This window comes from Prosthecobacter sp., from assembly GCF_044226605.1.
Taxonomy (GTDB): Bacteria; Verrucomicrobiota; Verrucomicrobiia; order Verrucomicrobiales; family Verrucomicrobiaceae; genus Prosthecobacter.
In genome coordinates this window covers 231,470-253,560 of sequence record NZ_JBGAGS010000007.1, presented here as the reverse complement: position 1 = coordinate 253,560, position 22,091 = coordinate 231,470, and the positions used below count along the sequence as shown (strand labels likewise).

At 60.9% G+C, this 22,091-nt stretch carries 20 protein-coding genes; 10 read left to right on the top strand and 10 right to left on the bottom strand.

Going from position 1 to position 22,091, the window contains the following annotated elements; genetic code table 11:
- Positions 1 to 239: 239 nt before the first annotated feature.
- On the bottom strand, positions 240 to 2,891 hold the full coding sequence (locus ACILSO_RS11630; protein WP_395737573.1) for a tetratricopeptide repeat protein: 2,652 nt from the start codon (positions 2,889 to 2,891) through the stop codon (positions 240 to 242).
- A 68-nt stretch (positions 2,892 to 2,959) separates the two neighbouring features.
- Positions 2,960 to 5,365 (bottom strand): tetratricopeptide repeat protein, encoded by a 2,406-nt coding sequence (locus tag ACILSO_RS11625; protein WP_395737572.1) that lies wholly within the window; start codon positions 5,363 to 5,365, stop codon positions 2,960 to 2,962.
- Between the two features lie 106 nt (positions 5,366 to 5,471).
- Between ACILSO_RS11625 and ACILSO_RS11620 the strand changes: the two genes are divergently transcribed.
- The 3 genes from ACILSO_RS11620 to ACILSO_RS11610 are packed head-to-tail and all read left to right on the top strand — an operon-like array spanning position 5,472 to position 9,093.
- Entirely contained in the window at positions 5,472 to 7,013 is a 1,542-nt protein-coding gene (locus ACILSO_RS11620; RefSeq protein ID WP_395737571.1) for a sulfatase, read from the top strand.
- A 14-nt stretch (positions 7,014 to 7,027) separates the two neighbouring features.
- A complete protein-coding gene (locus tag ACILSO_RS11615; RefSeq protein ID WP_395737570.1) occupies positions 7,028 to 8,512 on the top strand; it encodes a sulfatase in 1,485 nt (494 codons plus the stop codon).
- Positions 8,509 to 9,093 (top strand): hypothetical protein, encoded by a 585-nt coding sequence (locus tag ACILSO_RS11610; RefSeq protein ID WP_395737569.1) that lies wholly within the window; start codon positions 8,509 to 8,511, stop codon positions 9,091 to 9,093. The genes ACILSO_RS11615 and ACILSO_RS11610 overlap by 4 nt, the downstream gene beginning before the upstream one ends.
- A 279-nt stretch (positions 9,094 to 9,372) precedes the next feature.
- Here ACILSO_RS11610 and ACILSO_RS11605 read toward each other — a convergent pair whose 3' ends face one another.
- Positions 9,373 to 9,837, bottom strand: a complete 465-nt coding sequence (locus ACILSO_RS11605; RefSeq protein ID WP_395737568.1) for an EVE domain-containing protein — start codon at positions 9,835 to 9,837, stop codon at positions 9,373 to 9,375.
- Positions 9,838 to 10,222: 385 nt separating this feature from the next.
- On the opposite strand from ACILSO_RS11605, the gene ACILSO_RS11600 reads away from it, so the two are divergent.
- Positions 10,223 to 10,585 (top strand): hypothetical protein, encoded by a 363-nt coding sequence (locus ACILSO_RS11600; protein WP_395737567.1) that lies wholly within the window; start codon positions 10,223 to 10,225, stop codon positions 10,583 to 10,585.
- On the opposite strand, the gene ACILSO_RS11595 is transcribed toward ACILSO_RS11600, so the two are convergent.
- Together ACILSO_RS11595 and ACILSO_RS11590 are read right to left on the bottom strand one after the other, a co-directional pair.
- Positions 10,575 to 11,687, bottom strand: a complete 1,113-nt coding sequence (locus tag ACILSO_RS11595) for a D-TA family PLP-dependent enzyme (protein ID WP_395737566.1) — start codon at positions 11,685 to 11,687, stop codon at positions 10,575 to 10,577. The genes ACILSO_RS11600 and ACILSO_RS11595 overlap by 11 nt on opposite strands.
- 299 nt (positions 11,688 to 11,986) lie before the next feature.
- Positions 11,987 to 12,133: a hypothetical protein gene (locus ACILSO_RS11590; RefSeq protein ID WP_395737565.1), complete on the bottom strand. Its 147-nt coding sequence runs from the start codon at positions 12,131 to 12,133 to the stop codon at positions 11,987 to 11,989.
- Positions 12,134 to 12,259: 126 nt separating this feature from the next.
- Here ACILSO_RS11590 and ACILSO_RS11585 point away from each other — a divergent pair, with 126 nt between their 5' ends.
- The 6 genes from ACILSO_RS11585 (at position 12,260) to ACILSO_RS11560 (ending at position 17,117) form a co-directional block, all read left to right on the top strand.
- Complete coding sequence (locus ACILSO_RS11585) at positions 12,260 to 13,408, top strand: lactonase family protein (protein WP_395737564.1); 1,149 nt, start codon at positions 12,260 to 12,262, stop codon at positions 13,406 to 13,408.
- A gap of 95 nt (positions 13,409 to 13,503) precedes the next feature.
- Positions 13,504 to 14,442, top strand: a complete 939-nt coding sequence (gene tal / locus ACILSO_RS11580; RefSeq protein WP_395737563.1) for a transaldolase — start codon at positions 13,504 to 13,506, stop codon at positions 14,440 to 14,442.
- A 108-nt stretch (positions 14,443 to 14,550) separates the two neighbouring features.
- Positions 14,551 to 15,309, top strand: a complete 759-nt coding sequence (gene hisF, locus ACILSO_RS11575) for an imidazole glycerol phosphate synthase subunit HisF (protein ID WP_395737562.1) — start codon at positions 14,551 to 14,553, stop codon at positions 15,307 to 15,309.
- A gap of 111 nt (positions 15,310 to 15,420) precedes the next feature.
- Positions 15,421 to 15,561 carry an addiction module protein gene (locus ACILSO_RS11570; RefSeq protein ID WP_395737561.1) on the top strand — a complete coding sequence of 47 codons (141 nt, stop codon included), beginning with the start codon at positions 15,421 to 15,423 and terminating at the stop codon, positions 15,559 to 15,561.
- A gap of 251 nt (positions 15,562 to 15,812) precedes the next feature.
- Positions 15,813 to 16,724, top strand: coding sequence for a hydroxypyruvate isomerase family protein (locus tag ACILSO_RS11565; RefSeq protein ID WP_395737560.1), 912 nt, complete (start codon positions 15,813 to 15,815; stop codon positions 16,722 to 16,724).
- A 24-nt stretch (positions 16,725 to 16,748) separates the two neighbouring features.
- Entirely contained in the window at positions 16,749 to 17,117 is a 369-nt protein-coding gene (locus ACILSO_RS11560) for a VOC family protein (RefSeq protein ID WP_395737559.1), read from the top strand.
- A gap of 301 nt (positions 17,118 to 17,418) precedes the next feature.
- On the opposite strand, the gene ACILSO_RS11555 is transcribed toward ACILSO_RS11560, so the two are convergent.
- From ACILSO_RS11555 to ACILSO_RS11535, 5 genes are all read right to left on the bottom strand, one after another.
- Entirely contained in the window at positions 17,419 to 18,081 is a 663-nt protein-coding gene (locus ACILSO_RS11555) for a L,D-transpeptidase family protein (RefSeq protein ID WP_395737558.1), read from the bottom strand.
- A gap of 263 nt (positions 18,082 to 18,344) precedes the next feature.
- Positions 18,345 to 19,313: a VWA domain-containing protein gene (locus ACILSO_RS11550; protein WP_395737557.1), complete on the bottom strand. Its 969-nt coding sequence runs from the start codon at positions 19,311 to 19,313 to the stop codon at positions 18,345 to 18,347.
- Positions 19,310 to 20,143 (bottom strand): hypothetical protein, encoded by an 834-nt coding sequence (locus ACILSO_RS11545; protein WP_395737556.1) that lies wholly within the window; start codon positions 20,141 to 20,143, stop codon positions 19,310 to 19,312. Before ACILSO_RS11545 ends, ACILSO_RS11550 begins: the two co-directional genes overlap by 4 nt.
- Positions 20,144 to 20,146: 3 nt before the next feature.
- A complete protein-coding gene (locus ACILSO_RS11540) occupies positions 20,147 to 21,010 on the bottom strand; it encodes a DUF58 domain-containing protein (RefSeq protein WP_395737555.1) in 864 nt (287 codons plus the stop codon).
- A gap of 7 nt (positions 21,011 to 21,017) precedes the next feature.
- Positions 21,018 to 22,016 carry an AAA family ATPase gene (locus tag ACILSO_RS11535; RefSeq protein WP_395737554.1) on the bottom strand — a complete coding sequence of 333 codons (999 nt, stop codon included), beginning with the start codon at positions 22,014 to 22,016 and terminating at the stop codon, positions 21,018 to 21,020.
- Positions 22,017 to 22,091 lie beyond the last annotated feature (75 nt).

Sequence of the window (22,091 nt, the reverse complement as noted above, 5' to 3'; positions counted from 1 at the left end):
AACGTTCAGCAGGCCGAAAACCTACAGGGAGATAGTGCAGTATGAAAAAAATGAGTGGCTCAAGACAAGCTTATTGTTCATTCTTTTTCTCTTTACTCTCCTGCGCCTGAGGCCTTTATAAAAATGAGCCTCATTTGCCCCCTTTAGTTTAGTTATTACCTCTAATTTTGTTATAATAATTACCCAGAACCCTAGCAAAAACTCATAGGCGATCGTATGGAGGCCAATCTTTCACTTATTTAGTGCAAATCTCTGAAAGGCGTGCCGGCCTGATAAAGCTGCAGGGCCGCCTGAGCTGATTCGGCCAAGGAATCGTTTCCTTGCGCCACCGCCATGCGTCTGGCCCGGACGGCAGTGTCCGCTGCTTCGGCAAACTTTCCATCTTCCGCATAGGCGGCGGCCAGGGTCCGAAGCACGAAGGGATTGTCCTCCCCGGCCAGGCGGACGGCCTTTCGGGCCAGCGAGACTGCCTTGTAACCATCCCTCACGGTTGCATCGGCGGAGGTGGCAAGAATCCAGGCCAGGTTGTTTAGGACCACCCAGTTATCCGGGCTTATTTTGAGGGCCAGTTCAAACTCCGCCGCCGCCGCCGCCGTCTGCCCGGCCTGCAGGAGGGCGTTTCCGAAACTGTTGTGGGAGAGCATGGTTTCGGGCTCCAAAACCACCGCCTGCTCCAGATGCTTGATGGCGGCCGGAACCTCCCCGAGTTGAACGAGAAGGTTGCCGAGATTGATGCGCGCGTCCGCACGCTTGGGCTGGCACTCCACTGCGAGTTCGTAGTGCCGTACAGCCTCTTTAAGCCTGCCTGTGCGGCTCAGGGCCAGGCCCAGGCCGTACTGGGCGTCTCCGTAGTCCGGGCGAAGCTTCACGGCCGTTTCGTAATGGCTGATGGCCTCCTCGTATTTCTGGTTTTCCGCCAGACATTTGGCGAGGTTTCCATGGGCTTCGGGACTCTGGGGCCTCAGCTCGATGGCTCGCTGGAAATGTGGCATGGCATCCTGGACTCTGCCCAACTGCAGCAAGGCGGTGCCCAGATTGTTGTGCGCCCCGGAATGATCGGGCTGGAGGGCAAGCGCCTGCTCGTAGTATCGAACGGCCTCTTCTGCCTTGCCCTGGGCAAAAAGAGCGGCCCCCAGGTTGACCATGGCCTCCACGTTTTTCGGTTCGAACTTCAGCGAGCGCTGATAATGGGAGATCGCTTCGTCTATGCGCCCCTTCTGCACCAGTGCCACGCCAAGGTTATTATGGGCATCATGGTAGTTTTCTTTAATTGCGATAGCTTTTTGAAATTCAGTGATCGACTCGTCCAGCTGTCCCTGCTGGAGCAAGGCGCTTGCGAGGTTATAATGCGCGGGCGCGGCACCGGGGTCCAGTTCCACAGCTTTGTGGAACTCCACAAGGGCGCGTTCCAGTTCGTGCTCGTATTCTTTCTGGCTGCCACGACGCTGGAGGACTTCCCCCAGGTTGTTATGCGCCTCGGCATAAGCGGGCCGCAGGTTCAGGGCCTGCTGGAAATGCGCCACCGCCTCGTCCAGATGCCCCTGCAGACCCAGCAGATTTCCAAAATTGTTGTGAGCCATCCAGCAGCCGGGGTTTTTTTCCAAGGTGGTGCGCCAGAGCGCCTCCATATCGCGGTATTGATGGGACTGCCGCCAGCTTTGCATGGCCAGCAAAGCAACCAGCAGCGTCACCGCGCCGCGCTCCATGAGTGTGCCCCCCAGACGCCTGCGCAGCGAGACCAGTCCTGCCGCCGCGAGCGCCAGAAGAGGCAGGCTGGAGACATAAACCCAGTGGTCCGCCACCACAGAGAAGCGCATGCCATACACATTCATGAAGCCGAGCACCGGGAACAAGGTGCCGGCAAAGATGCACGCTGCAGCCAGCGGCCCCCTGCCCCACCGGCTCCGCCCCGCCCACAGCACCACAAACACCGCCGCCGCAGCCGCCAGCATGAGCCAGTGGAAGAAAGCGCCGGTGTCCGGGTTCCACTGTGGATAAATGAAGCTCTGGCCCACGGGGCAGAAGACCTTCACCGCGTAAAACCAAAGTGCACGCCCGGCGATGAGAAAGCGCTGCGGCCAAGTCCAGGCCCAGTCAGGCCCAGAGGCGCCCACGGTATGCGTCTCCAGCCAGCTGATCCCCAAGCCAAAGCCCACGGAGATGGCGAAGAATGGCAGCAAGGGCAGAACATCCTGCCGCCAGCGGATGGTGCCGCGCTTCCACCAGCAAAGCACCAGCAGCACGGGGGGAAACGCAAAAGCTGTAACCTTGGCCAGCAGGGCCAGGACAAACCAGACCAGGGCGGCCGCGTAAGCCCCCCAAGCCCGCGGTTTTTTACTGTTTTCCTCCGCTACCCAATCCGCGGCAAACTTGAGGTAGGCCAGCGCAGCGGCGAGGAACAGCACCAAAGAAAGCACATTTTTGCGCTCGGTGATCCAGGCCACTGATTCCACCATCACCGGATGGATGGCAAAGAGCACTCCGCCCAGCCATGCTCCAGCCACCTGCAAACGAAGAAGCACACGCCAGAACAGCAGCGCGGCGGCCAGGTGAAGAAGCAGATTCTCCACGTGGCAGGGCAGCGTCCACCAGCGCCAGCATTGATAATCGATCCAGAACGTCGTGCCTGTCAGAGGATAATACTGCTGCAGAGCCCGGGGATCGCTCCACATCTTCCACAGACCGGAGCCATCTCGCAGCAGGGGCTCGATGTTGGTGGTCCAGGATTCGTCATCCCACAGCAAGCCGCCATTCAGCGCAGGGAAATAGGCGGCAAAAGCGACGACCACCACTGCCAGCGCGATCAGCCATGCAGGAAAGCGCCCGGGGCCGTGCGAAGTCTCAGCGGGGGCGCGCCTCTTCTTCTTGTTGCTGCTGCTGCTTGCTGGCATGGAATGGAATCGAAAGGCTACCGCGCCAATCCGGCCGGGTCAAAATGTTGTGTGCTCCCGCCGTGGACTCAGGGCCCGAGGTCTCGATAAGCCCTGCGCGCCTCGAATTGCAACTGCTCCTCCCGGATGAGCCTGACGAGGGATGAATTTCCCTGCTCCAGAGCCAGATCCGCCGCCCTGCGGGACACAGCCAGTGCTTCGGCAAAGCTGCCTGCTTCGGCATGGGCGGCCGCCAGCGTGTTCAGCACCACGGGGCTGCTGCCGCCGGCGTTCTTTTCCGCTCGCAAGGCCATCTCAACTGCTGTCGCGCCATCACGCACTGAGGCGTCCGCCGAAGTGGCCAGAATCCACGCCAGGTTGTTAAGCGCCTGAATGTGATCCGGGTTCACCTTCAAGGCTTCTTTGAAATGCTCCACGGCCTTGGAGAGAATCTTCTTGTGGAGGAAGGCGTTTCCCAGGCTGTAATGCGCCTCCGCATAGGCGGGCTTGCGGTGCAGAGCCTGCTGATAAAAATCGATGGCTGTGTCGACCTCTCCCTTCATGAGGTGGGCGTTGCCAAGATTAAAGGGGGCATCCGAAGATTCCGGCTGGAGTCGCATGGCCTCCTGGTAGCAGCGCATGGCGTCGTCCGGCTTCTGCTGCTGCAGGTACACGTTGCCCAGATTGTTCTGCGCCTCGGCGTAGTTCGGGCGAAGCTCGATGGCCTTCTGGCAATGCTTCAAGGCCTCTTCGGGCTGGTTCAGCTTGAGCAGGAGGAAGCCCAGGTTGTTGTGCGCCTCGGCGTAATCCGGGTTCAGTTCCAGCGCCTTGCGGCAAAGCGCCACCGCCTCCTCCTGGCGGCCCAGCATGGTGTAAGCGGTGGCGAGGCTGTTGATGGTCTCCGCCCGCGAAGGCCGGAGCTCCATGGACCGGTTCAGGTAAGCCACCGCCTCCTCGACCTCGCCCTTTTGCAGCAGGGTGTTGCCGAGATCAAAGTTGCACAGGGCGCTGCCTGGATTCACCGCCACTGCCCGGCGGTAAAGGCGGAGGGCCTCATCCTTTTCGCCCGTTTTCATCAGGGCGGTGGCCAGGTTGTTCAGCCCTTCACCGTAGTCCGGCCTGACTTTCAAAGCCTCGCGATAATGGAGAATGCCTTCCTCCAGCCGTCCGCTTTCCGCCAGGAGGATGCCGTAGTTGTTGTGCGCCAGCCAGCATTGCGGGTTTTTTGCCAGGGTGACCTGCCACAGGGTTTCCATGCCCTTGTACTGCCAGGTCTGCCGCCAGGCCAGCACTGGCAGGAGGACGAGCACGGCTGCCGCACAGCCCAGCATGCCACGCCGGCCCACATATTTTTCAGATTTCACCAGGGCTGCGCAACCCAGCGCGATGATGCTCAGGCCCGGCAGATAGACCCAGTGATCCGCCACCACGGAGAACTTCATGCCATAGACATCCATGAAGCCCAGCAGCGGAAACAGCGTGCCGACGAAATACCAGACAACGATCACCACCCCCCGCCCGAACCGCCGGCGCTGCAGCCACACACCCGCGATCACCGCAACGGCAGATGCCACGCACAGCCACTGCCACACTGAACTGACATCCGGATACCACTGCGTGTAAATGAAAGACTGATTGACCGGAAGGATGATTTTCACCGCGTAGAACCACAGCGCATGACCGGCGATGAGTGTCCGCTCCGCGAAGGTCCACTTCCAGTCTTCGCCGACTGCACCCACGCCATATTTTTCCAGCCAGCCGATGCCGTACCCCAGACCTATGGAGATGACCAGCAGCGGCAGGACAGGACGGATATCTTCACGCCACCGCAGCGTGCCGCGCTTCCACCAGCAGAGCAGCAGCAGGACGACAGGAAAGGCAAACGCCGAGATCTTGGCGAGCAGTGCCGCAACAAACAGCAGCAAGGCCAGCGCATAAATGCCACGCCGCCGCGGCGCTGCCTCCTCCTTCCAAAAGGACACGTAGTGCCCGTAGGCCAGGAAGGCCGCGAGGTAGAGCACCATGGACAGCACGTTTTTGCGCTCGGTGATCCACGCCACGGACTCCACCATCAGCGGATGCCAGGCAAACACGGCTCCCGCCAGCCAGGCACCGGGCACTTCCAGCCGCCGCAGCAGCCGCCAGAACAGCACGGCCGCCAGACCATGCCACAGCACATTCTCCACGTGGTAGGGCAGCGTCCAGTCTCCCCAGAGATGGAAGTCGATCCAGAAGGTGGTGCCGCTGACCGGATAGTACTGCTGGAGAGCCATGGGATCGCTCCACATGCTCCAGAGGCCGTGCCAGTCCTTGCGCGCCGGAAGACCCGTGGTCCAGCATTCATCGTCCCACACGTAGCCTCCGTTCAAGGCAGGATAGTAGACCAGCAGCGTGACCAGCATGAGCACCCCTGTGCCGATCCAGTCAGGAAAAGGCCGCACAGCACCGGTGGAAGGCGGAGTCCGGCTGGTCTTGGGTGGCTGCTTGGATGGCATTTTTTCACGATGCTATCGCCATGGCCCGGCCGGGTCAAAAGTTATGCACCACCGATCCGGCGATGCTGCGCAAGATGCCTCCGTGCGCCGCGTTTCTGCCCACCGCATGAGACTCCCAACCTTTCTCGCCACCGCCGTACTTTTCGTCAGTTTGCAACTGCATGCCGCCCAGCGGCCGAATGTGCTGTTCATGATGGCGGATGATTTAAACAACAGCCTCGGCTGCTATGGACACCCGCTGGTGAAGACGCCGAATCTGGACAAGCTGGCGGCGCGCGGCGTGCGCTTCCAGAACGCCAACTGCCAGTTTCCTTTGTGCGGACCGAGCCGGAACTCGATGCTGACGGGCCTGTACCCAAACAGCACGGGCATTCTGACGAATTCGCAGCTTTTCCGCCAGACAATCCCCAATGCGGTGAGCCTGCCGCAGGCGTTTCGGCGGGACGGGTATTTCGCGGCGCGCATTGGCAAGCTGTATCATTACGGGGTGCCGAATTCGATCGGCACGAACGGGCACGACGATCCTTCGTCGTGGGAGCTGGAGCTGAATCCGGCGGGCTGCGACCGGCTGCTGGAATCTCCTGACATCTTCTCGCTGCTGCCGGGCAATTTTGGCGGCACGCTGAGCTGGTATGCCTCGCCACGGCCGGATGAGAAGCACACGGACGGCCTGCAGGCGAAGGATGCGGAGTGGGTGCTGGAGCGCTGTGCGAAGGACAAGGACCGGCCGTTTTTCCTGGCGCTGGGTTTCTTCCGCCCGCACACGCCGTATGTTTCGCCGAAGAAGTGGTTTGAAGGCTACCCCGAGGCAAAGATGCCGGTGGTGCAGGGCGTCAAAGAAGACCAGGCGGACCTGCCTGCGCCTGCGCTGGGCAGCTACAAGAAAGAGCAGGACAATCTGACGGATGATCTGCGGCGGCAGGCGGTGCAGGCTTATTTTTCCGCCATCAGTTTCATGGATGCGCAGGCAGGCAAGGTGCTGGATACGCTGGAAAAACTGGGCCTGGCAGAAAATACCATCGTCGTTTTCACGAGTGATCATGGCTACCACCTGGGCGAGCACGGGCTGTGGCAGAAGCAGAGCATCTTTGAAGAGAGCGCTCGCGTGCCACTGCTGATTGCGGCGCCGGGCATGAAGAAGGGTGTGGTCGCCAACGCACCGGTGGGGTTGATCGATTTGTACCCCACGCTGACGGAACTCTGCGGCGTGAAGGGGCCTGAGAATCTGCAGGGACAGAGCCTGGTGCCGATGCTGAAGGATCCTGAGGTCAAAGGACGCGGCTGGGTGCTGAGCCAGGTGGTGCGCGGTGGCGGCTTCAAGCGCATGGGGGCGAGTGCAGCGAAGGGTGATGATGGCAAACGCATCTTTGGCTATGCGCTGCGCACTGACCGCTGGCGCTACATCGAGTGGGATGAAGGCAATGCTGGCAAGGAGTTGTATGATCATGAAAATGATCCCAAAGAGCTGACGAATCTGGCTGACAAACCGGCGCAGGCGGAGGTCCAGGCGAAGCTTTCGGAACAGCTGCGCGGCATTGTAAAAACAACCTTCCCCGCGGACGGCAAGATCCCGGAGATTCCCAAGGGCAATGTGATGTACACTCCCGAACTGGTGGCGCCCGATGCTGGCAAAACGACCAAGGAATAAAGAAAATGACCCTCATGAAACCTCTCCTGCTTCTCCTTGCCTCCATCTGCGTCCTGCAGTCGTCCTTTGCCGCGACGCCTAACTTTGTGCTGATCAACATTGATGATCTCGGGTATGCCGACATTGGTCCGTTTGGAGCCAAGATTTCCACGCCCAATCTGGACCGCATGGCGAAGGAGGGGATGAAGCTGATGAGCCACTATGCGGCGCCGGTGTGCTCCCCTTCCCGCGCGGCGATGATGACGGGCTGCTACCCGAAGCGGGTGCTGCCGATCCCCGGCGTGCTGTTTCCTGCGGCGGCCGTGGGCCTGAACCCAAATGCCACCACGGTGGCGGAGGTGCTGAAGGCAGGCGGTTATGCGACGGCGTGCATCGGCAAATGGCATCTGGGGGATCAGCCGGAGTTTCTGCCGACGAACCAGGGGTTTGAGCATTACTTCGGCATTCCGTATTCGAACGACATGGGGCCGGCGGCGGAGGGCTCCAAGAGCAACCCGGACAAGCCGCTGCCTCCGGGGCCTGCCAAGGCCAATGCCAAGGGCAAGGCGGGTGCGGGCAAGGGTGATCCTGAGCCGGAAACGGGACTCAAAGGCAACGCGCAGCCACCGCTGCCGCTGGTGGACGATCACAACGTGGTGGAGCGTGTGAAGGTGGCGGAGCATCACACGTTTACCAAACGCTACACGGAGCGGGCGGTGAAGTTCATCCAAGAGAATCAAAAGAAGCCGTTCTTCCTCTATCTGCCGCACAATGCGGTGCATTTCCCGCATTATCCTAGCAAGGAGTTCACGGGCAAATCAGGCATCAGTTTGCAGAAGGACTGGGCGATGGAGGTGGACTGGTCGGTGGGACAGGTACTGGACACGCTTCGTGAGCTGAAGCTGGACGCGAACACGCTGGTCATCTTCACCAGTGACAACGGCGGACCGCTGAATCAGGGCGCGGACAACACGCCGCTGCGTGGCAGCAAGGGGAGCACGCTGGAAGGCGGCATCCGCGTATGCACGATGGCATGGTGGCCGGGGAAGATCGCGGCGGGGACGAAGACCGATGAGATCACTGCGCACATGGACTGGCTGCCGACTTTTGGAAAGCTGGCGAAGTGCAAGAGCGTGGGGGAACTGAAGCTGGATGGCAAGGACATCTCGGCGGTGCTTCTGGGGCAGAAAGGTGGCAGGGGGCACGATGTGTTTCATTATTACAGCGGTTTCAACCTCCAGGCGGTGCGCAGCGGGCCCTGGAAGCTGCACCTGGGGAGCAAGGAGCTGTATAACCTCGATGAGGATATCGGGGAGGCGAAGAATGTGGCGGCGGAGCATGCTGACATCGTGGCCAAGCTGGAGCAGCAGGCGGAGAAGATGAAGGCCGACCTGGGTGACAAGACGAGGAACGCCCCCGGGGTGCGGGAGCTTGGAAGGGTGAAGGAGCCGCAGCCGCTGATCGGTGCCGATGGGACGGTTCGTGAAGGCTTTAACCAGATTGCGAAAACACTGCCATGAAAGCGATTCTCTTTTTACTGCTGACCGGGGCCGTGTTTGCGGCGGAAGCGCCGCTGCTGAAGGACGACTTCAGTGCTTTGAATTCGGCCCAAAGACGCGCAGCAAGAGGCGAGTGGAAATTCGCCGAGGGCAGCGCGACGTGCACGCAGGATGATGCGCTCTTCAAGAAGAACAAGGATCATGGGCCGATTCTTTTCTACGATCTGAATTATACGGATGCGCTGATCCAGTTCGCGGTGAAGCCGGATGAGGCGAACAAGATGATCGTCTTCACGGCGAATGGTGCGGAGGGGCATGTGTTCCGGCTGGTGTTTACGCCGACCGGGATGGGGGTGCGGGCGTTTCCGCCGGAGGAGAAGGATCACAAGTCGATCGCGCTGGGGAATGAGAAGGCGGTGGTGCTGAAGCCGGGGGCGTGGACGAAGGTGAGCGTGGAGCTGCGGGGGACGAAGGCTACGGTGAAGGTGGGGGACTTTACGAAGACGTATGAGCATGCGTCGATCGCGCGGGCGAAGGTGAATCTGAGTGTGGGATTCAGCTATGGGACCGTGGGTGTGACGGAGCTGGTGGTGGATAAGTAGGCAGGGCGATTGGGAACCGAAGTGTAGCGAAGATAGACAGCCACAGGCTGCCCGACGGGTGAGCGCAGCGAATCAATGCGGTCGCGCAGCGAGGCACGAGCGCAGCTACCGCTTTCCGCAGGCTGGACGGCGTACGTGAGTCATCAGGTTAGCGAAAGCATTCAACCACATGCCGAACTGCAGGCTGCGGCCGAAGCAAACAAATACCCGGCGAAAGCGGTAGCTACGATGCAGGCTTGCGCCTTGCATCTGCGCGACCGCACTCCAAAAGCTGCTGCGTTAGAGGCCGCCGAGTTTGCAAATGATATCCCAGTGTTTGGGCTCCACGGGGGTGATGGAGAGGCGGTTGCCGCGGCGGAGGATGAGCATGTCTGCGAGCTTGGGGTCGGCGCGGAGCATGTCGAGGGTGACGAAGGTTTTGAAGTCGGCCTCCCATTTGACATCGACCATGAGCCAGCGGGGGTCTTCGCGTTTGCTGCCTTGGTCGAAGTATTCGGAGGAGGGATCGAACTGGGTGTGGTCGGGGTAGGCTTCTTTGACGATCTTGACGATGCCGGCGATGCCGGGGACGTCGCAGCTGGAGTGATAGAAGAAGCCGAGGTCCCCGAGGGCCATGTCGTCGCGCATCATGTTGCGGACCTGGTAGTTGCGGACGCCGTTCCAGGGCTCGGTCTTTTTGGGGCGCTTCTTGAGGTGGTCGAAGGAGAAGACGTCGGGTTCGGATTTGAGGAGCCAGTGGTGCATGAGATTGAACCACGGAATACACGGAATACACGGAAAGGGAATGAGTTTTACAACGCAGAGGAGCCCAGGGAGACAGTTTAAAGTTTAAGGTTTCAAGTTTGAAGTTGGGGGAAAGGGGGGGGCGAGGTCAGGACATGGGGGCGCTGGTTTTTGGCAAAGGAATGAAGGAGCAATGGAATGGCCGGAGGTCTGCACCGCAAAGATTTGGAGAACGCAGAGGGTTTGCTCACAGCATGTGGCATGCGGGATGTTGCTCGGAGCCGTAAGACAGCCGAAGGCAATTCCGATTCCGAGTGGCACACGTCGCGGTATCGGAATACCGCGCTACATCCCCGAACGTCCGCGTTCGACATTTGCGCTTCTTTTGAGATACTCTGAACTGATCATGGGAAGGACTGACCAGTTGTATTCGAGGCTTGAAGCTTTGGAGGAGGAGTTTGGAGTGCTGCTGCGACGGGAGATTGAGCGTGTCGCTGAAGGCGGTTTTTCCCGTTTTCTCTCTCGGAAAATTCCACATCTTTTCGATGGTCGGAAATGGCTGAAAAATGAGGCCGTGACTTTGGAGCGCCTGGAATCAGACATCAGGCAGTTGAGGATCCAACTGTTTGCGTCTGATCAAGACGGAGTGTTGGGGCTTCTGAACCAATACCTGACGATGACTGAAACCACCACTGCGAGAGCGCATGGAGGCAGGGCTCATGCTGCGAGGACCGTGTTGAAGGAATGGGATTCTCTTTTTAAACGGTGATGAGGCGGTTGCGGGCGGTGATGGGCCAGCGTTCGGTGGTTTTGAGGGCGTCGATGACGTAGGCTTCGCCGTGCATGGAGACGGTGGGGCAGACGTGGCGGGGGATGCCGTGGAGGGCCTGGCCGATGGTGAATTCGTGGGCGCGCTCGGTTTCGAGGACGAGGTGCTCCTCGCTCTGCATGATGGCAACGGCGTCTGGCAGCTCCTCGAAGCGGACGCGGGGGTGGGGATTTTCTGGGGCGACGGATTTGTGGCCGAGATCGAGGGTGATGCGGTTTTTACCGGGCTTGCTGATGACGCGGGCGAGGAGGACGGCGGCCTGCTGAAAGGGGAGGTCCTCCGCGTATTTGTCGCCGTAACCAAAGTCCCAAAGGACGGTGGTGCCGGGGCTGAGGGTGCGGTCTTCGTAGGCGGCGTGGATGCCGAAGGTGGGGGAGCCGCCGGCGACGAGTTCCTTCACAATGATGCCCTCTCCCTGGAGGCGGCAGCGGAACTGGAGAACGGAGGCGAAGGCGGCATCGCAGCGCTCGCGGCGGACATCGAGGCTTTCGTCGTGAATGTGGCCGTCGTAGGCGTGGATGCCGCGGAACTGGAGGCGGGGGGTGTCTTTGATGACGTGGGCGAGAAGGGCGGCCTCATCGCCAGGGACGATGCCGGTGCGACCCATGCCGCAGTCGATTTCAATGTAAACGCCAAGGGTGACATTGTGCTGCTGGGCGGCGGAGGCGAGGAAGGCGACGACTTCCTCGGAGTCGGCGATGCTGGAGAACTGGGTGTCCGGGAACTTGACGGCGAGATCGCCAAGGCGCTGGGCATTGATGCCGACGCTGGGCATGGCAAGGAGGACGTCCGTGGCGCCGACGGCGGCGCACATCTCGGCCTCGGCGATGGTGGAGGCTTTGAACTGGGTGATGCCAAGACGGATCTGCATGGCAATGACCTCGGCGGCCTTGTGGGTCTTGACGTGGGGGCGCAGGCGCTTGGGGCTGCCGGCGATCTTGAGCATGAGGTCGAGATTGTGCTCGATGCGCTTGCGGTAGAAGAGGAGCGCGGGGGACGGGATGTCAGCTTCGTTTTCAACGTGGAACCAGGCGGGGTGCATGGTGCGGAACGTGGCGAGCGCGAGGGGGCTGGTCAAATGCAGGCGTGGGAAAGACTGTCAGACAATCGTATAGAGAGAGGGGCTGCTCTTCGGGTGCCGTGCCGCATGCGGGGGCGGTGTAGGCTGAGAGGGCGCTGGCTCATCCAGCGGAGCGAGATGGCTACTGCGCTGGAGGGGCGCCAAGGGAGACGGGGGAGCGGGCGTCCCACGCCCTCCTACCGCGTGCCATGATGCGGGAAGGTTCTGAGTGCCTGAGGCGGCGCTGGGCTCATCTCGCGGAGCGAGATGGCTGCTGTACGCTAGGTGTTCTTGGGGATCCAGTCGCCTTCGCGGTAGTCCAGGGGCTTCTCTTTATCCATGTCATGCTCAAGCTTCACCGGTTGAAATCCGCTGCAGCCGGGGAGCATCAGAGTAAGAGCGACAAGAAGAAACAGGAACGGTTTCATGGGCGCGGAAGATGCCCAATCCTTTTCCGGGAGCAAGCTAACAAATCGGGGGGATGAAATCCGTTCATGGGTCCAACGCAGTGAGGGCTTGACCGGGATGCCCGCCGCCGTCAGCATCCGGGTACCATGACGCGCTCCTCCATTGCCTTTGCTTTTGCAGCCCTGACCACCACGGCCATCGCCGGGGAAAATTTCCTCGTTTACTTCGGCACGAACGGCAATGCGAAGAACGGGAGCAAGGGGATCTATGTGGCGCGGTTCAACACGGCGACGGGTGAACTGACGCAGCCGGAACTGGCCGTGGAAGCGGGTGCGCCGGGCTTTCTGGCGATCCACCCGACAAAGAAGTACCTGTATGCCAGCTCTGATGTGAGCCTGCCGGACGGGAAAAAGGGCGGGGGCCTGAGCGCCTTCAGCATCGACAAGAACAGCGGCAAGCTGTCCTTGATCAACCAGTCGGCGACCGCCGGGGTGGGTCCCTGCCATGTGAGCGTGGACAAGACGGGGAAGATGGCAACGATTTCCAACTACGGGAGCGGGAGCGTGGGGTCGTTTGCGATCAAGGAGGACGGGGCGCTTTCGCCTGAGGTGAGCTTTTTCCAGCATGAAGGTTCAGGCGCGGATCCGAAGCGGCAGGCGGGACCGCATGCGCACTCGGTGAACTTCAGCCTGGACAACCGCTTTGCCTTCGCCTGTGACCTGGGTCTGGACAAGGTGCTGATCTACAAGATCGACCCCGCGACGGGAAAGATGACGCCGAACGAGCCGGCCTTTGCGAAAACCCCGGCGGGAGGCGGCCCGCGGCACCTTGCCTTTCACCCAAGCGGGAAGTATGTGTTTGTGAACAATGAGATGGGGATGTCCGAGACGGTTTTCAGCTATGATGCTGACAAGGGCGCGCTGACGGAGATCCAGACGATCTCCACGCTGCCGGAGGCAGACCGCGGCAAGCCGGGCTACAGCACGGCGGAAACCGTGGTGCACCCGAGCGGGCGGACGGTGTATGTTTCCAACCGCACGCATGACACGATCGCGGTGTTTGCATGTGATCCTGCGACGGGCAAGCTGACGGCGCTGCAGAACGTGCCGGTGGAGGGCGAGGTGCCGCGGAACATCTGCCTGGACCCGACGGGCAAGTGGCTGATCGCCGCGCACCAGAACAGCGGAACGGCGGCGCTTTTCAAAGTGGACCAGGACAGCGGCAAGCTGACCTTCAGCGGCACGAAGGTGAATGTGCCGGGGAGCATCTGCGTGCGGTTCCTGGCGCTCGACTAACCTGCCGAATCCGGCCACCGAGGCGATCCGCCTTTTGCGGGCATTGATTTATCCCGCGTCTCCTCTACTTTCATTCCCCCCCAAAAACCAAGACTATGACCCAGCTCGACCAGCTCAAGAAGCACACCGTGGTGGTCGCCGATACCGGCGACTTCGAAGCCATGAAGGCCTACAAACCTCAGGACGCCACGACGAACCCCTCCCTCATTCTCCAGGCTTCGCAGAAGGCTGAGTACAAATCCCTTTTCGACAAGGCTGTCGCTGATGGCAAGTCCGGCGGCGTGGACGCGGTGATGGACAATCTGGTGGTGGCCTTCGGCCTTGAGATTTTGAAGATCGTCCCCGGCCGTGTTTCGACGGAAGTGGACGCCCGCCTGTCCTTTGACACGCAGGCGAACATCGACAAGGCGCGCCATTTGATCGGCATGTACGAGAAGGCTGGCATCGGCCGTGAGCGCATTTTGATCAAGATCGCCTCCACCTGGGAAGGCATCAAGGCGGCGGAAGTGCTGCAGAAGGAAGGCATCAACTGCAACTTGACGCTGCTTTTCAGCCTGGCGCAGGCGGTGGCATGCGCGGAAGGCGGCATCAAGCTGATCTCTCCTTTCGTGGGCCGTATTCTTGACTGGTACAAGAAGAGCACGGGCAAGGACTACGCGGGCGCGGAAGATCCGGGCGTGCAGTCGGTGACTCAAATTTACAACTACTACAAGCACTTTGGCTACAAGACCGAGGTGATGGGTGCGAGCTTCCGCAACAAGGGCGAGATCACGGAGCTGACGGGCTGCGATTTGCTGACGATCAGCCCCGGCCTGCTGGGCGAACTGGCTGGCAGCGAAGATGAGCTGACCGTGAAGCTGAACGCGAGCAAGGCGAAGGACCTGAAGATCGAGAAAATCGGCAGTGATGAGAAGACCTTCCGCTGGCTGTTCAACGAAGACGCGATGGCGACTGAGAAGACGGCCGAGGGCATCCGCAACTTCGCGAAGGACATCGTGAAGCTGGAGAAGATGGTGGAGGCGGCCCTGGGCTGAAGATTGAGCCGAAAGAAGGGAAAAGACGGGAAAAAAATCGGAGGCAGCGGTCTCTGATTTTTTCCTTTCCCCTTTTTGATTCTTTCGGCGTATCCCCTTTTCTTTCTTATGCTGACGAAGCGCATCATTCCCTGTCTGGACGTGAAGGAAGGCCGTGTCGTGAAGGGCACGAAGTTCCTGCAACTGCGTGATGCCGGAGATCCGGTGGAGTGTGCGCAGGTGTACAACGCGCAGGGGGCGGATGAGCTCGTGTTTCTGGACATCACGGCAAGCCATGAGGAACGCAAGACGATGGTGGACGTGGTGGCACGCACGGCGGCGAGCTGCTTCATGCCGCTGACGGTGGGCGGTGGCATCCGCACCGTGGCGGACATGCGCGAGATGCTGCTGGCGGGTGCGGACAAGGTGGGCATCAACACCGCAGCGGTGAAGACGCCTCACGTTATTGATGAGGCGGCGAATGCGTTTGGCTGCCAGTGCCTGGTGGTGGCGATTGATGCGAAGCGGAATGCGAAAGGATCGTGGACGGTTTACACGCACGGTGGACGCAATGCTACTGAGCTGGATGCCGTGGAGTGGGCGGCTGAGGTGTGCCGGCGCGGTGCGGGTGAGATTTTGCTGACGAGCATGGACTCTGACGGCACGAAGGCGGGCTATGACATTGGCCTGACGAAGGCGGTGAGCGAGGCGGTGACGATTCCTGTCATTGCGAGCGGTGGTGCGGGGAATCTGGACCACATGGTGGATGTGCTGAGAGACGGGAAAGCGGATGCGGTGCTGGCGGCGAGCATTTTCCACTTTGGTGAGTTTACGGTGGGGGATGTGAAGAAGTACCTGGGTGCGCGTGGGGTGCCGGTGCGGGTGTAGTCCGTCTGGCAAACTGCGGAAACGTGTGCGGCATGGCGTGAGCGCTGGGCTCATCTCGCGGAGCGAGATGGCTACCGTACTGGCGCGCTTGCGATCGCTTGCTGATTCGCCATGGTTGCTTGCATGAATGAGCGAACCAAGGTTCCGCAAAGACATCGGGAGATACTGGACCAACGTTGGAACGAGTATCGGAGCGGCAAAGTAAAACGCATCACGCTCAAGGAACTTGAGCGGCGACTAGACAAGCGATGACGAACGGTGGGGCTTGTGCATTGGCGGGCTCAAACGCTTCCAGATTCCGGTTAAAACCGGTACTACGGAACAGCGCTGGGTTGGTCGATGGCTCTTGAGGTTTTAGAGAGCGGTGGCTGGGACGGGCTAAAGCCCGAACTACGGTACAGCGCTGGGTGGATCCGAATGCGCGGAGAAGCCGACGCGAATTGAAGAACGAACTTTAATTCTGTGCTTGGAATTTGAGGTGCGATCTGTGTAGGCTTTGGGATATGACTTCATCCCCTTCCCTTTCGCGTCGTCAGTTTGGAACTCTTGCGGGCGTGGGTGCCATTGCGGCGATGCTGCGGGCGCAGGTGGAGGCGGCGGATAAGGCGGCTGGGGCCGTGGGAATGGGGAAGGTGAAGCATTCGGTGTGCAAGTGGTGCTACAAGCAGATCCCGCTGGAGGAGTTTTGTGTGGCGGCGAAGGAGATCGGACTGGAGTCGGTGGAGCTCTTGAACCCGGAGGATTTTGCGACGGTGAAGAAGCATGGGCTGCACTGCGCGATGGTGAGCTATCCGACGATCGAGGCGCCGGGCGGTGTGAAGCTGGGGCCGATCCCGAAGGGATGGAACCGCACTGAGCATCATGATCTGCTGGTGCAGGCGTATGAACCGCTGCTGAAGACGAGCGCGGAGGCGGGATTCAAGCAGGTGATCTGCTTCAGCGGGAATCGCGACGGGATGGATGATGCGCAGGGGCTGGAAAACTGCGCGAAGGGGCTGACAAGGCTGATGCCGCTGTGCGAGAAGCTGGGGGTGACGCTGGTGATGGAGCTGCTGAACAGCAAGGTGAACCACCCGGACTACATGTGCGACCACAGCGCGTGGGGCGTGGGCTTGTGCAAGAAGATTGGATCGCCGCACTTCAAGTTGTTGTATGACATCTATCACATGCAGATCATGGAGGGGGATGTGATCGCTACGATCAAGAGGGATCATGAATACTTTGCGCATTACCACACGGGCGGTGTGCCGGGGCGGGCGGAGATCGATGAAACGCAGGAGCTGTACTATCCGGCGATCATCAAGGCGATCCAGGAGACGGGATACACGGGATATCTGGGGCAGGAGTTTATCCCAAAGAGGGAGGACAAGATCGCCTCACTGAAGCAGGGGGTGCAGATTTGTACGGTGGCTTAGGAGTGCCAGCCTTTCAGCGCTTCCATGCTTCATCATCTCTCTTTTGCAGTCACAGACATCCAGCGTTCGGCTGCGTTCTATGATGCGGTGATGGCTCCGCTGGGGTATGGGCGGGTGTGGGAGGATGAGACGTTTGTGGGGTATGGGACAGAGGCGGGGAAGGATACCTTTGCGCTGAAGCTGCGGCCGCAGAATGCGGGGGTGCCGGGAGATGGGTTCCATGTGGCGTTTGCGGCGCCGTCACGGGAAGCGGTGGAGGCCTTCTATGCGGCGGCGCTGGCGCATGGGGGGACCGATAATGGCGGGGTGGGATTGCACCCGGAGTATGGGCCGGACTATTGCGCGGCGTTTGTAATGGATCCGGATGGGTATCGGATCGAGGCGGTGGTTTGACCGGGAATTCTACACCGCAAGAGCTTTGAATACCCCTGGAGGTGGGGTCTGAGAATCTTTGCTCTTTGGACTGCCTTCATGATGAGCGTGGCAGGGTGCGAATGACATGATGACGCCGCCAAGCACGATGAATGTCGTGCGTAGATCTGGGATGATTCGGATGCGCTGATCGACAGACAGGAGTGTCTGTCGTACTCGATCCAACTGCGCGGATGCAAGACGTAATTGAAGAATGGCAAGCCACCGATATTTGACGCACCGAGCCTATGCCACAAACGACATGGCAGGGGATGACAGATGATCAAGGAACGATCTTGACGGGGGTGCCGACGGAGGATTCGCGGAAGAAGATCTCGGCCATGCGGCGGGGGAGGCGGATGCAGCCGTGGGAGGCGGGATACCCGGGGAGATAGCCTTCGTGCATACCGGTGGCTCCGGTGATGCGCATGAAATAGGGCATGCGCGCGGCATCGAACAAGGCGCCGGGCGGACGCGGGTCTTTGCGGACGTCGATCTCGCGCTTCAGGACCTCGCCGTCTTTGCTGACATAGTCGCCGAAGAGGGAGGAGGCGTGGTCTTTGTCCTTCTCGATGACGGAGAAGCTGCCAGTGACGGTGCCCATGCCTTCGCGACCGGAGGAGATGGGCGAGGTGCCGGCAAGCTGGCCGCCTTTGTAGAAGTAGACTTTTTGCTCGCCTAGATGGATGACCATGCGCGGGGATCCGGTCATGGAGTCGCCATTCCACTCGCCGGCGTCGAAGACGGGTTCTTGCGACCTGGAGGTGTTGTTGTGACGCTTATATACGGCGATTTTTTCAACCCAGAAGGCGCCGGTTCCGGGAATGGGACGGCGGACTTCGACGTATTGCTGGCAGGAGCTGAGCACAAGGCTGAGCGATGAGAGCAGCAGCGCGAGACATGCCGCACCAGGACGCGAAGGGAAGACTTGGGGGAAAAAACTCATGCGCCGGGTAACCACAGCCGGTGTGTGAGCGCAACCCATTTTCTGCCGGAGGGGAATATGGTGCTGGGTGGCACGAGATCTTGATTGATGGAGGCTATGCTGGTCTTCTGCTGTGGGAACGATGGGCGAGGCGAGGGTGGGTGGGATCAGAATGATCCCACTCCGGCCAGAGCCGCTGCGCGGGGAGAGGGCGCTGCGAAATATAGATGGGTCGTGGACTGGCGTGAGCGCCGTGCTCATCTCGGTGGAGTGAGATGGCTACTTTACCACGGGGTGAAGCGGAGGCCGAAGAGGGCGAGGATGCTGGCGGCGAGGATGGAGAGGGTGGGGATGATGAAGGGGCCGTAGTGGTCGATGACCTGGGGCTGCTTTTGGAGGACGACGACTTTTTTCATTTCGTCGATGCTTTTGAAAACGCTCATCAAGGCCTCGGGGGTGAGGGCATTGAAGACGGTGCCGCCGGTGGCCTGGGTGATGCCGACGAGCTGGGGCTGGATGGCGTCTTTGCTGAGAAGGATGCTGAAGACGGTGATGTTTTCGGCGCGCAGATGCTGGATGATGGCGGCATCGAGGGGCGGGAGGATGTCGGGGCTTTCGCCGTCGGTGAGGAGGATGATCATGCGATCTCCGGTGGGGCGCTGGGCGAGGAGATCGGCGGCACCGTGGAGGGCTTTGCCAATGAAGGTGCGGCCCCAAAGCTCATCGGGGAGGCCGTGGCGGCCCATGCTGGGGGGATCGAGCTTGGGGTTGTTTGGCTCGATGAAGCGGCGGGAGAGCGGGATGGATTGCGTGTCCTGCGTGAGGGGGAGCCAGTGGATGAAGAAGCGGGAGAAGATGGTGAGGCCGAAGGCATCGCCCTGACGATGGCTGATGAACTGCTCGATGGCCTCCATGGCGGAGTCGAAACGGCGGTGGCGGCCATTGGCCTGGGAGCCGTGTGGCTCGGCCATGCTGCCGGAGGTATCGAGCACGAACTGGACGTTGTTGAGGCGGCGCTCGACTTCGGGAGGGGTGTGGGTGAGAGGATGCGCGAGGAAGAGGATGGCGATGGCGAGGAGGGCGGCGGGGAGGCAATTGGCCATGAGGACGAGGAGACGGAGGAACCAGCCGGAGCGCTGGCGGCCGTGGTCGAAGGGCAGGACCATGGGCTGGCCGCGGCGCACAAATTCCCAGAAGGCGAGGATGACGGGCAGGGCGAGGAGGATGAGGAGCTGCGGGTGCTGGAAGGTCATGCTGGGACCTCCTGGTATGTGCTGGTAGGAAGTAGCAGGGCGGCGATCTCGGTGGACGATACTGAGGATGCGGGGTGGTGGAGCCAGTGCTGGAGGGTTTTTAAGGCGGCGGAGGTTTTGGCATCGCGGCTGATGGCGTGGATGGCGAGATCCATGGGCATGGAACCGAGGGAGAGGTCGGCGCGCCAGCGGCGGAGGAGGAGCATTTCCATGCGGGCTTTGTCAGCGGCGGTGAGGCTGCCGGATGTGAGCTGGGTGCGGAAGCGGGCGAGGAGTTCTTCGGGGGTGGGGCCGGATGGGCCGGATGCGGTGGCAACAGCATGGCGCGGGCGTTTGTAGAAGATGAGGAGGAGCAGCCAGAGAATCCAGAGCGCGAAGAGGAGGGCCATGATCTCGTAGTAGCGGCCGCCGACATCGATCTGCACGGCTTCGGTTTCCTGGATGCGGGTGTCGAGATTTTTGGAGAGCTTGGCGTCGCCAGAGAATTTGAAGGTGGGCAGATTGGTCAAAGCGCTGCCGTCTTCGGCGACGAGGTAGTCTTTGAGATCGAAGGTGCCGGCGCGGTTGACGATGTAGCGCACGTCATAGATGCGGCGGCCTTCGACGGATTTGATGTCGGCGATGCGGACATTCACGGCGACGCCCCATTTGTAAGGAGCGACGGTGACGAGGGGACCGCTGTAGGTGACGATGGCGGCCTGCTCGACACCGAGGGGGACATTGAGGGTGTCGGTTTCTTTGGGACGGAAGAAGACCAGGGCAATGACGAGCGCTGCCACAAAGAGGAGTGACAGAATGCGGGGGATGGGCCACTGGGGTTCTGGTATCATGTGCTATCTGCCGGAGCTGCCGCCGAGTCCGCGACGGTTGAGGAAATGGCGAAGGCGACCGAGGATGGGCTGGTCGGTGCGGAGATATAAGTAGTCGATGCCGAAGCGGGTGAGTTCGCTCTGCCAGGTGGCGCTATCGATGAAGCCGCGGCGGCCGTGGCTGACGAAGGAGCGGCCGGATTCGGCCTCGGAACCGCGGAAGAGGCCTGCGCCTTTGAGGTTGAGTTCGGCGGGGTCTTGAAGATGGAGGACGATGCAGTCGTGCTCCTGGCCGAGGACCTGGAGCGCGGCGAAGGCGCCGGGATCGTGGAGATCGCTGAGGACGATGACGGTGGTGAGGCGCTTGAGGGCGGGGGCGAGTTCGCGGGCGCGCTGAGCGAGGGAAGTTTCTTCGACGAAGTTGTGATGACGGAGTTTGTGGGACCACTCCATGACGAGATTGCGCGAGAGGGAGGGGCGCACGTGAAGCTCGCGCGCGCCGCAGCCGAGCAGGCCGACGGGGGTCATGGTGGACTGCGCGGCGAGGGCGATGCCGGTGGCGATGCGGACGGCCCAGGCGTATTTGCTGAGCGTCTGCGAGCTGACGCACATGGAGGCGGAAGTATCGACGAGGAGGTAGAGGGGAATTTGTTTTGGCTCCTGGTACTCTTTGATGAAGAGCTTGCCGACACGGGCGGAGACTTTCCAGTCGATGGATTTGACGGGATCGCCGGGAGTGTAGAGGCGTGACTGCGCAAACTCGAGGCCGCTGCCGTGAAAGACGGATTCGTCCTGGCCGAAGTTGAGGCTGTTGGCGAGGTGCTTGACCGTGACCTCGAACTGGCGGGCATCGACGGGATCGTCGCTGAGTTTGACGGAGCGATTCATGACGAGATCAGCCGAGGGTGGCGAGGATGCTTTGCAGTACTTCGGATGCGGTGTGGCCTGCGGCGGAGGCTTCGTAGCTGACGCGGATGCGGTGGAGGATGACGTCTTCGGCGAGATCGAAGAGATCCTCGGGCGTGACGAAATCGCGATCGTGCATGACGGCGCGGGCGCGGGCGGAATTGATGAGGGCGAGACCGGCGCGGGGGCTGCAGCCGAAGTCGAGGAGCTTGGATTCGCGGGTGCGGCGGACGAGCTCGACGCAGTGTTTGACGAAGACTTCGCTGACGTGGACGGCCTGCACGGCCTCCATGGCGTGGACGAGATCGGCGATGGAGGCGCCGGGGTTGTCTTCGATCATGTCGAAGGCGGAGCGCGGCACGGCGCCGCCGTCTTCGTGTTTGAGCCCCATGCCGAGCTGGCGCATGAGGATCATCTGCTCGTCCTCGCGGCTGGGATAACCGAGGCGGTGGAGGAGCATGAAGCGGTCGAGCTGGGCTTCGGGAAGCTCGAAGGTGCCGGACTGCTCAACGGGGTTTTGCGTGGCGATGACGAGGAAGGGGGTGGGGAGCTTGAGGGCCTGGCCGCCGATGGTGACTTTGCGCTCCTGCATGGCTTCGAGCATGGCACCCTGCACTTTGGGGGCGGCGCGATTGATTTCGTCGGCGAGGAGGAGGTTGGTGAAAATGGGGCCGCGGTGGATGCGGAATTCGCCGCTTTTTTGATCGATGATTTCCGAGCCGATGATGTCTGAGGGCAGCATGTCCACGGTGAACTGGATGCGCTTGAAGTCGAGATTGATGGCCTTGGCGATGCTGTTGACGAGGAGGGTCTTGGCGAGGCCGGGGAGACCCTGCATGAGCAGGTGGCCGCCGGTGAGCATGGCGATCATGACGCGCTCGACGACGACGTCCTGGCCGACGACGATTTTGGCGACGCGTTCACGGACGCCGGCGACGAAGGCTTGAGCGGAGCGGGCGGTGGGGCTCTTGGGAGAAGGAGTGGACATGGGAGAAAGAGGAAGCGATGGAAGACCCGAAGCAGAAAAAGGTAGAAAGATTAGGGGTAGAAAAATTTCAGAGCC

What these genes read in the sequence shown, in the direction of transcription:
- ACILSO_RS11630 (WP_395737573.1), bottom strand. Translation starts at nt 2,891, where the DNA reads ATGCCAGCAAGCAGCAGCAGCAACAAGAAGAAGAGGCGCGCCCCCGCT.
- ACILSO_RS11625 (WP_395737572.1), bottom strand. Translation starts at nt 5,365, where the DNA reads ATGCCATCCAAGCAGCCACCCAAGACCAGCCGGACTCCGCCTTCCACC.
- ACILSO_RS11620 (WP_395737571.1), top strand. Translation starts at nt 5,472, where the DNA reads ATGAGACTCCCAACCTTTCTCGCCACCGCCGTACTTTTCGTCAGTTTG.
- ACILSO_RS11615 (WP_395737570.1), top strand. Translation starts at nt 7,028, where the DNA reads ATGAAACCTCTCCTGCTTCTCCTTGCCTCCATCTGCGTCCTGCAGTCG.
- ACILSO_RS11610 (WP_395737569.1), top strand. Translation starts at nt 8,509, where the DNA reads ATGAAAGCGATTCTCTTTTTACTGCTGACCGGGGCCGTGTTTGCGGCG.
- ACILSO_RS11605 (WP_395737568.1), bottom strand. Translation starts at nt 9,837, where the DNA reads ATGCACCACTGGCTCCTCAAATCCGAACCCGACGTCTTCTCCTTCGAC.
- ACILSO_RS11600 (WP_395737567.1), top strand. Translation starts at nt 10,223, where the DNA reads ATGGGAAGGACTGACCAGTTGTATTCGAGGCTTGAAGCTTTGGAGGAG.
- ACILSO_RS11595 (WP_395737566.1), bottom strand. Translation starts at nt 11,687, where the DNA reads ATGCACCCCGCCTGGTTCCACGTTGAAAACGAAGCTGACATCCCGTCC.
- ACILSO_RS11590 (WP_395737565.1), bottom strand. Translation starts at nt 12,133, where the DNA reads ATGAAACCGTTCCTGTTTCTTCTTGTCGCTCTTACTCTGATGCTCCCC.
- ACILSO_RS11585 (WP_395737564.1), top strand. Translation starts at nt 12,260, where the DNA reads ATGACGCGCTCCTCCATTGCCTTTGCTTTTGCAGCCCTGACCACCACG.
- tal (WP_395737563.1), top strand. Translation starts at nt 13,504, where the DNA reads ATGACCCAGCTCGACCAGCTCAAGAAGCACACCGTGGTGGTCGCCGAT.
- hisF (WP_395737562.1), top strand. Translation starts at nt 14,551, where the DNA reads ATGCTGACGAAGCGCATCATTCCCTGTCTGGACGTGAAGGAAGGCCGT.
- ACILSO_RS11570 (WP_395737561.1), top strand. Translation starts at nt 15,421, where the DNA reads ATGGTTGCTTGCATGAATGAGCGAACCAAGGTTCCGCAAAGACATCGG.
- ACILSO_RS11565 (WP_395737560.1), top strand. Translation starts at nt 15,813, where the DNA reads ATGACTTCATCCCCTTCCCTTTCGCGTCGTCAGTTTGGAACTCTTGCG.
- ACILSO_RS11560 (WP_395737559.1), top strand. Translation starts at nt 16,749, where the DNA reads ATGCTTCATCATCTCTCTTTTGCAGTCACAGACATCCAGCGTTCGGCT.
- ACILSO_RS11555 (WP_395737558.1), bottom strand. Translation starts at nt 18,081, where the DNA reads ATGAGTTTTTTCCCCCAAGTCTTCCCTTCGCGTCCTGGTGCGGCATGT.
- ACILSO_RS11550 (WP_395737557.1), bottom strand. Translation starts at nt 19,313, where the DNA reads ATGACCTTCCAGCACCCGCAGCTCCTCATCCTCCTCGCCCTGCCCGTC.
- ACILSO_RS11545 (WP_395737556.1), bottom strand. Translation starts at nt 20,143, where the DNA reads ATGATACCAGAACCCCAGTGGCCCATCCCCCGCATTCTGTCACTCCTC.
- ACILSO_RS11540 (WP_395737555.1), bottom strand. Translation starts at nt 21,010, where the DNA reads ATGAATCGCTCCGTCAAACTCAGCGACGATCCCGTCGATGCCCGCCAG.
- ACILSO_RS11535 (WP_395737554.1), bottom strand. Translation starts at nt 22,016, where the DNA reads ATGTCCACTCCTTCTCCCAAGAGCCCCACCGCCCGCTCCGCTCAAGCC.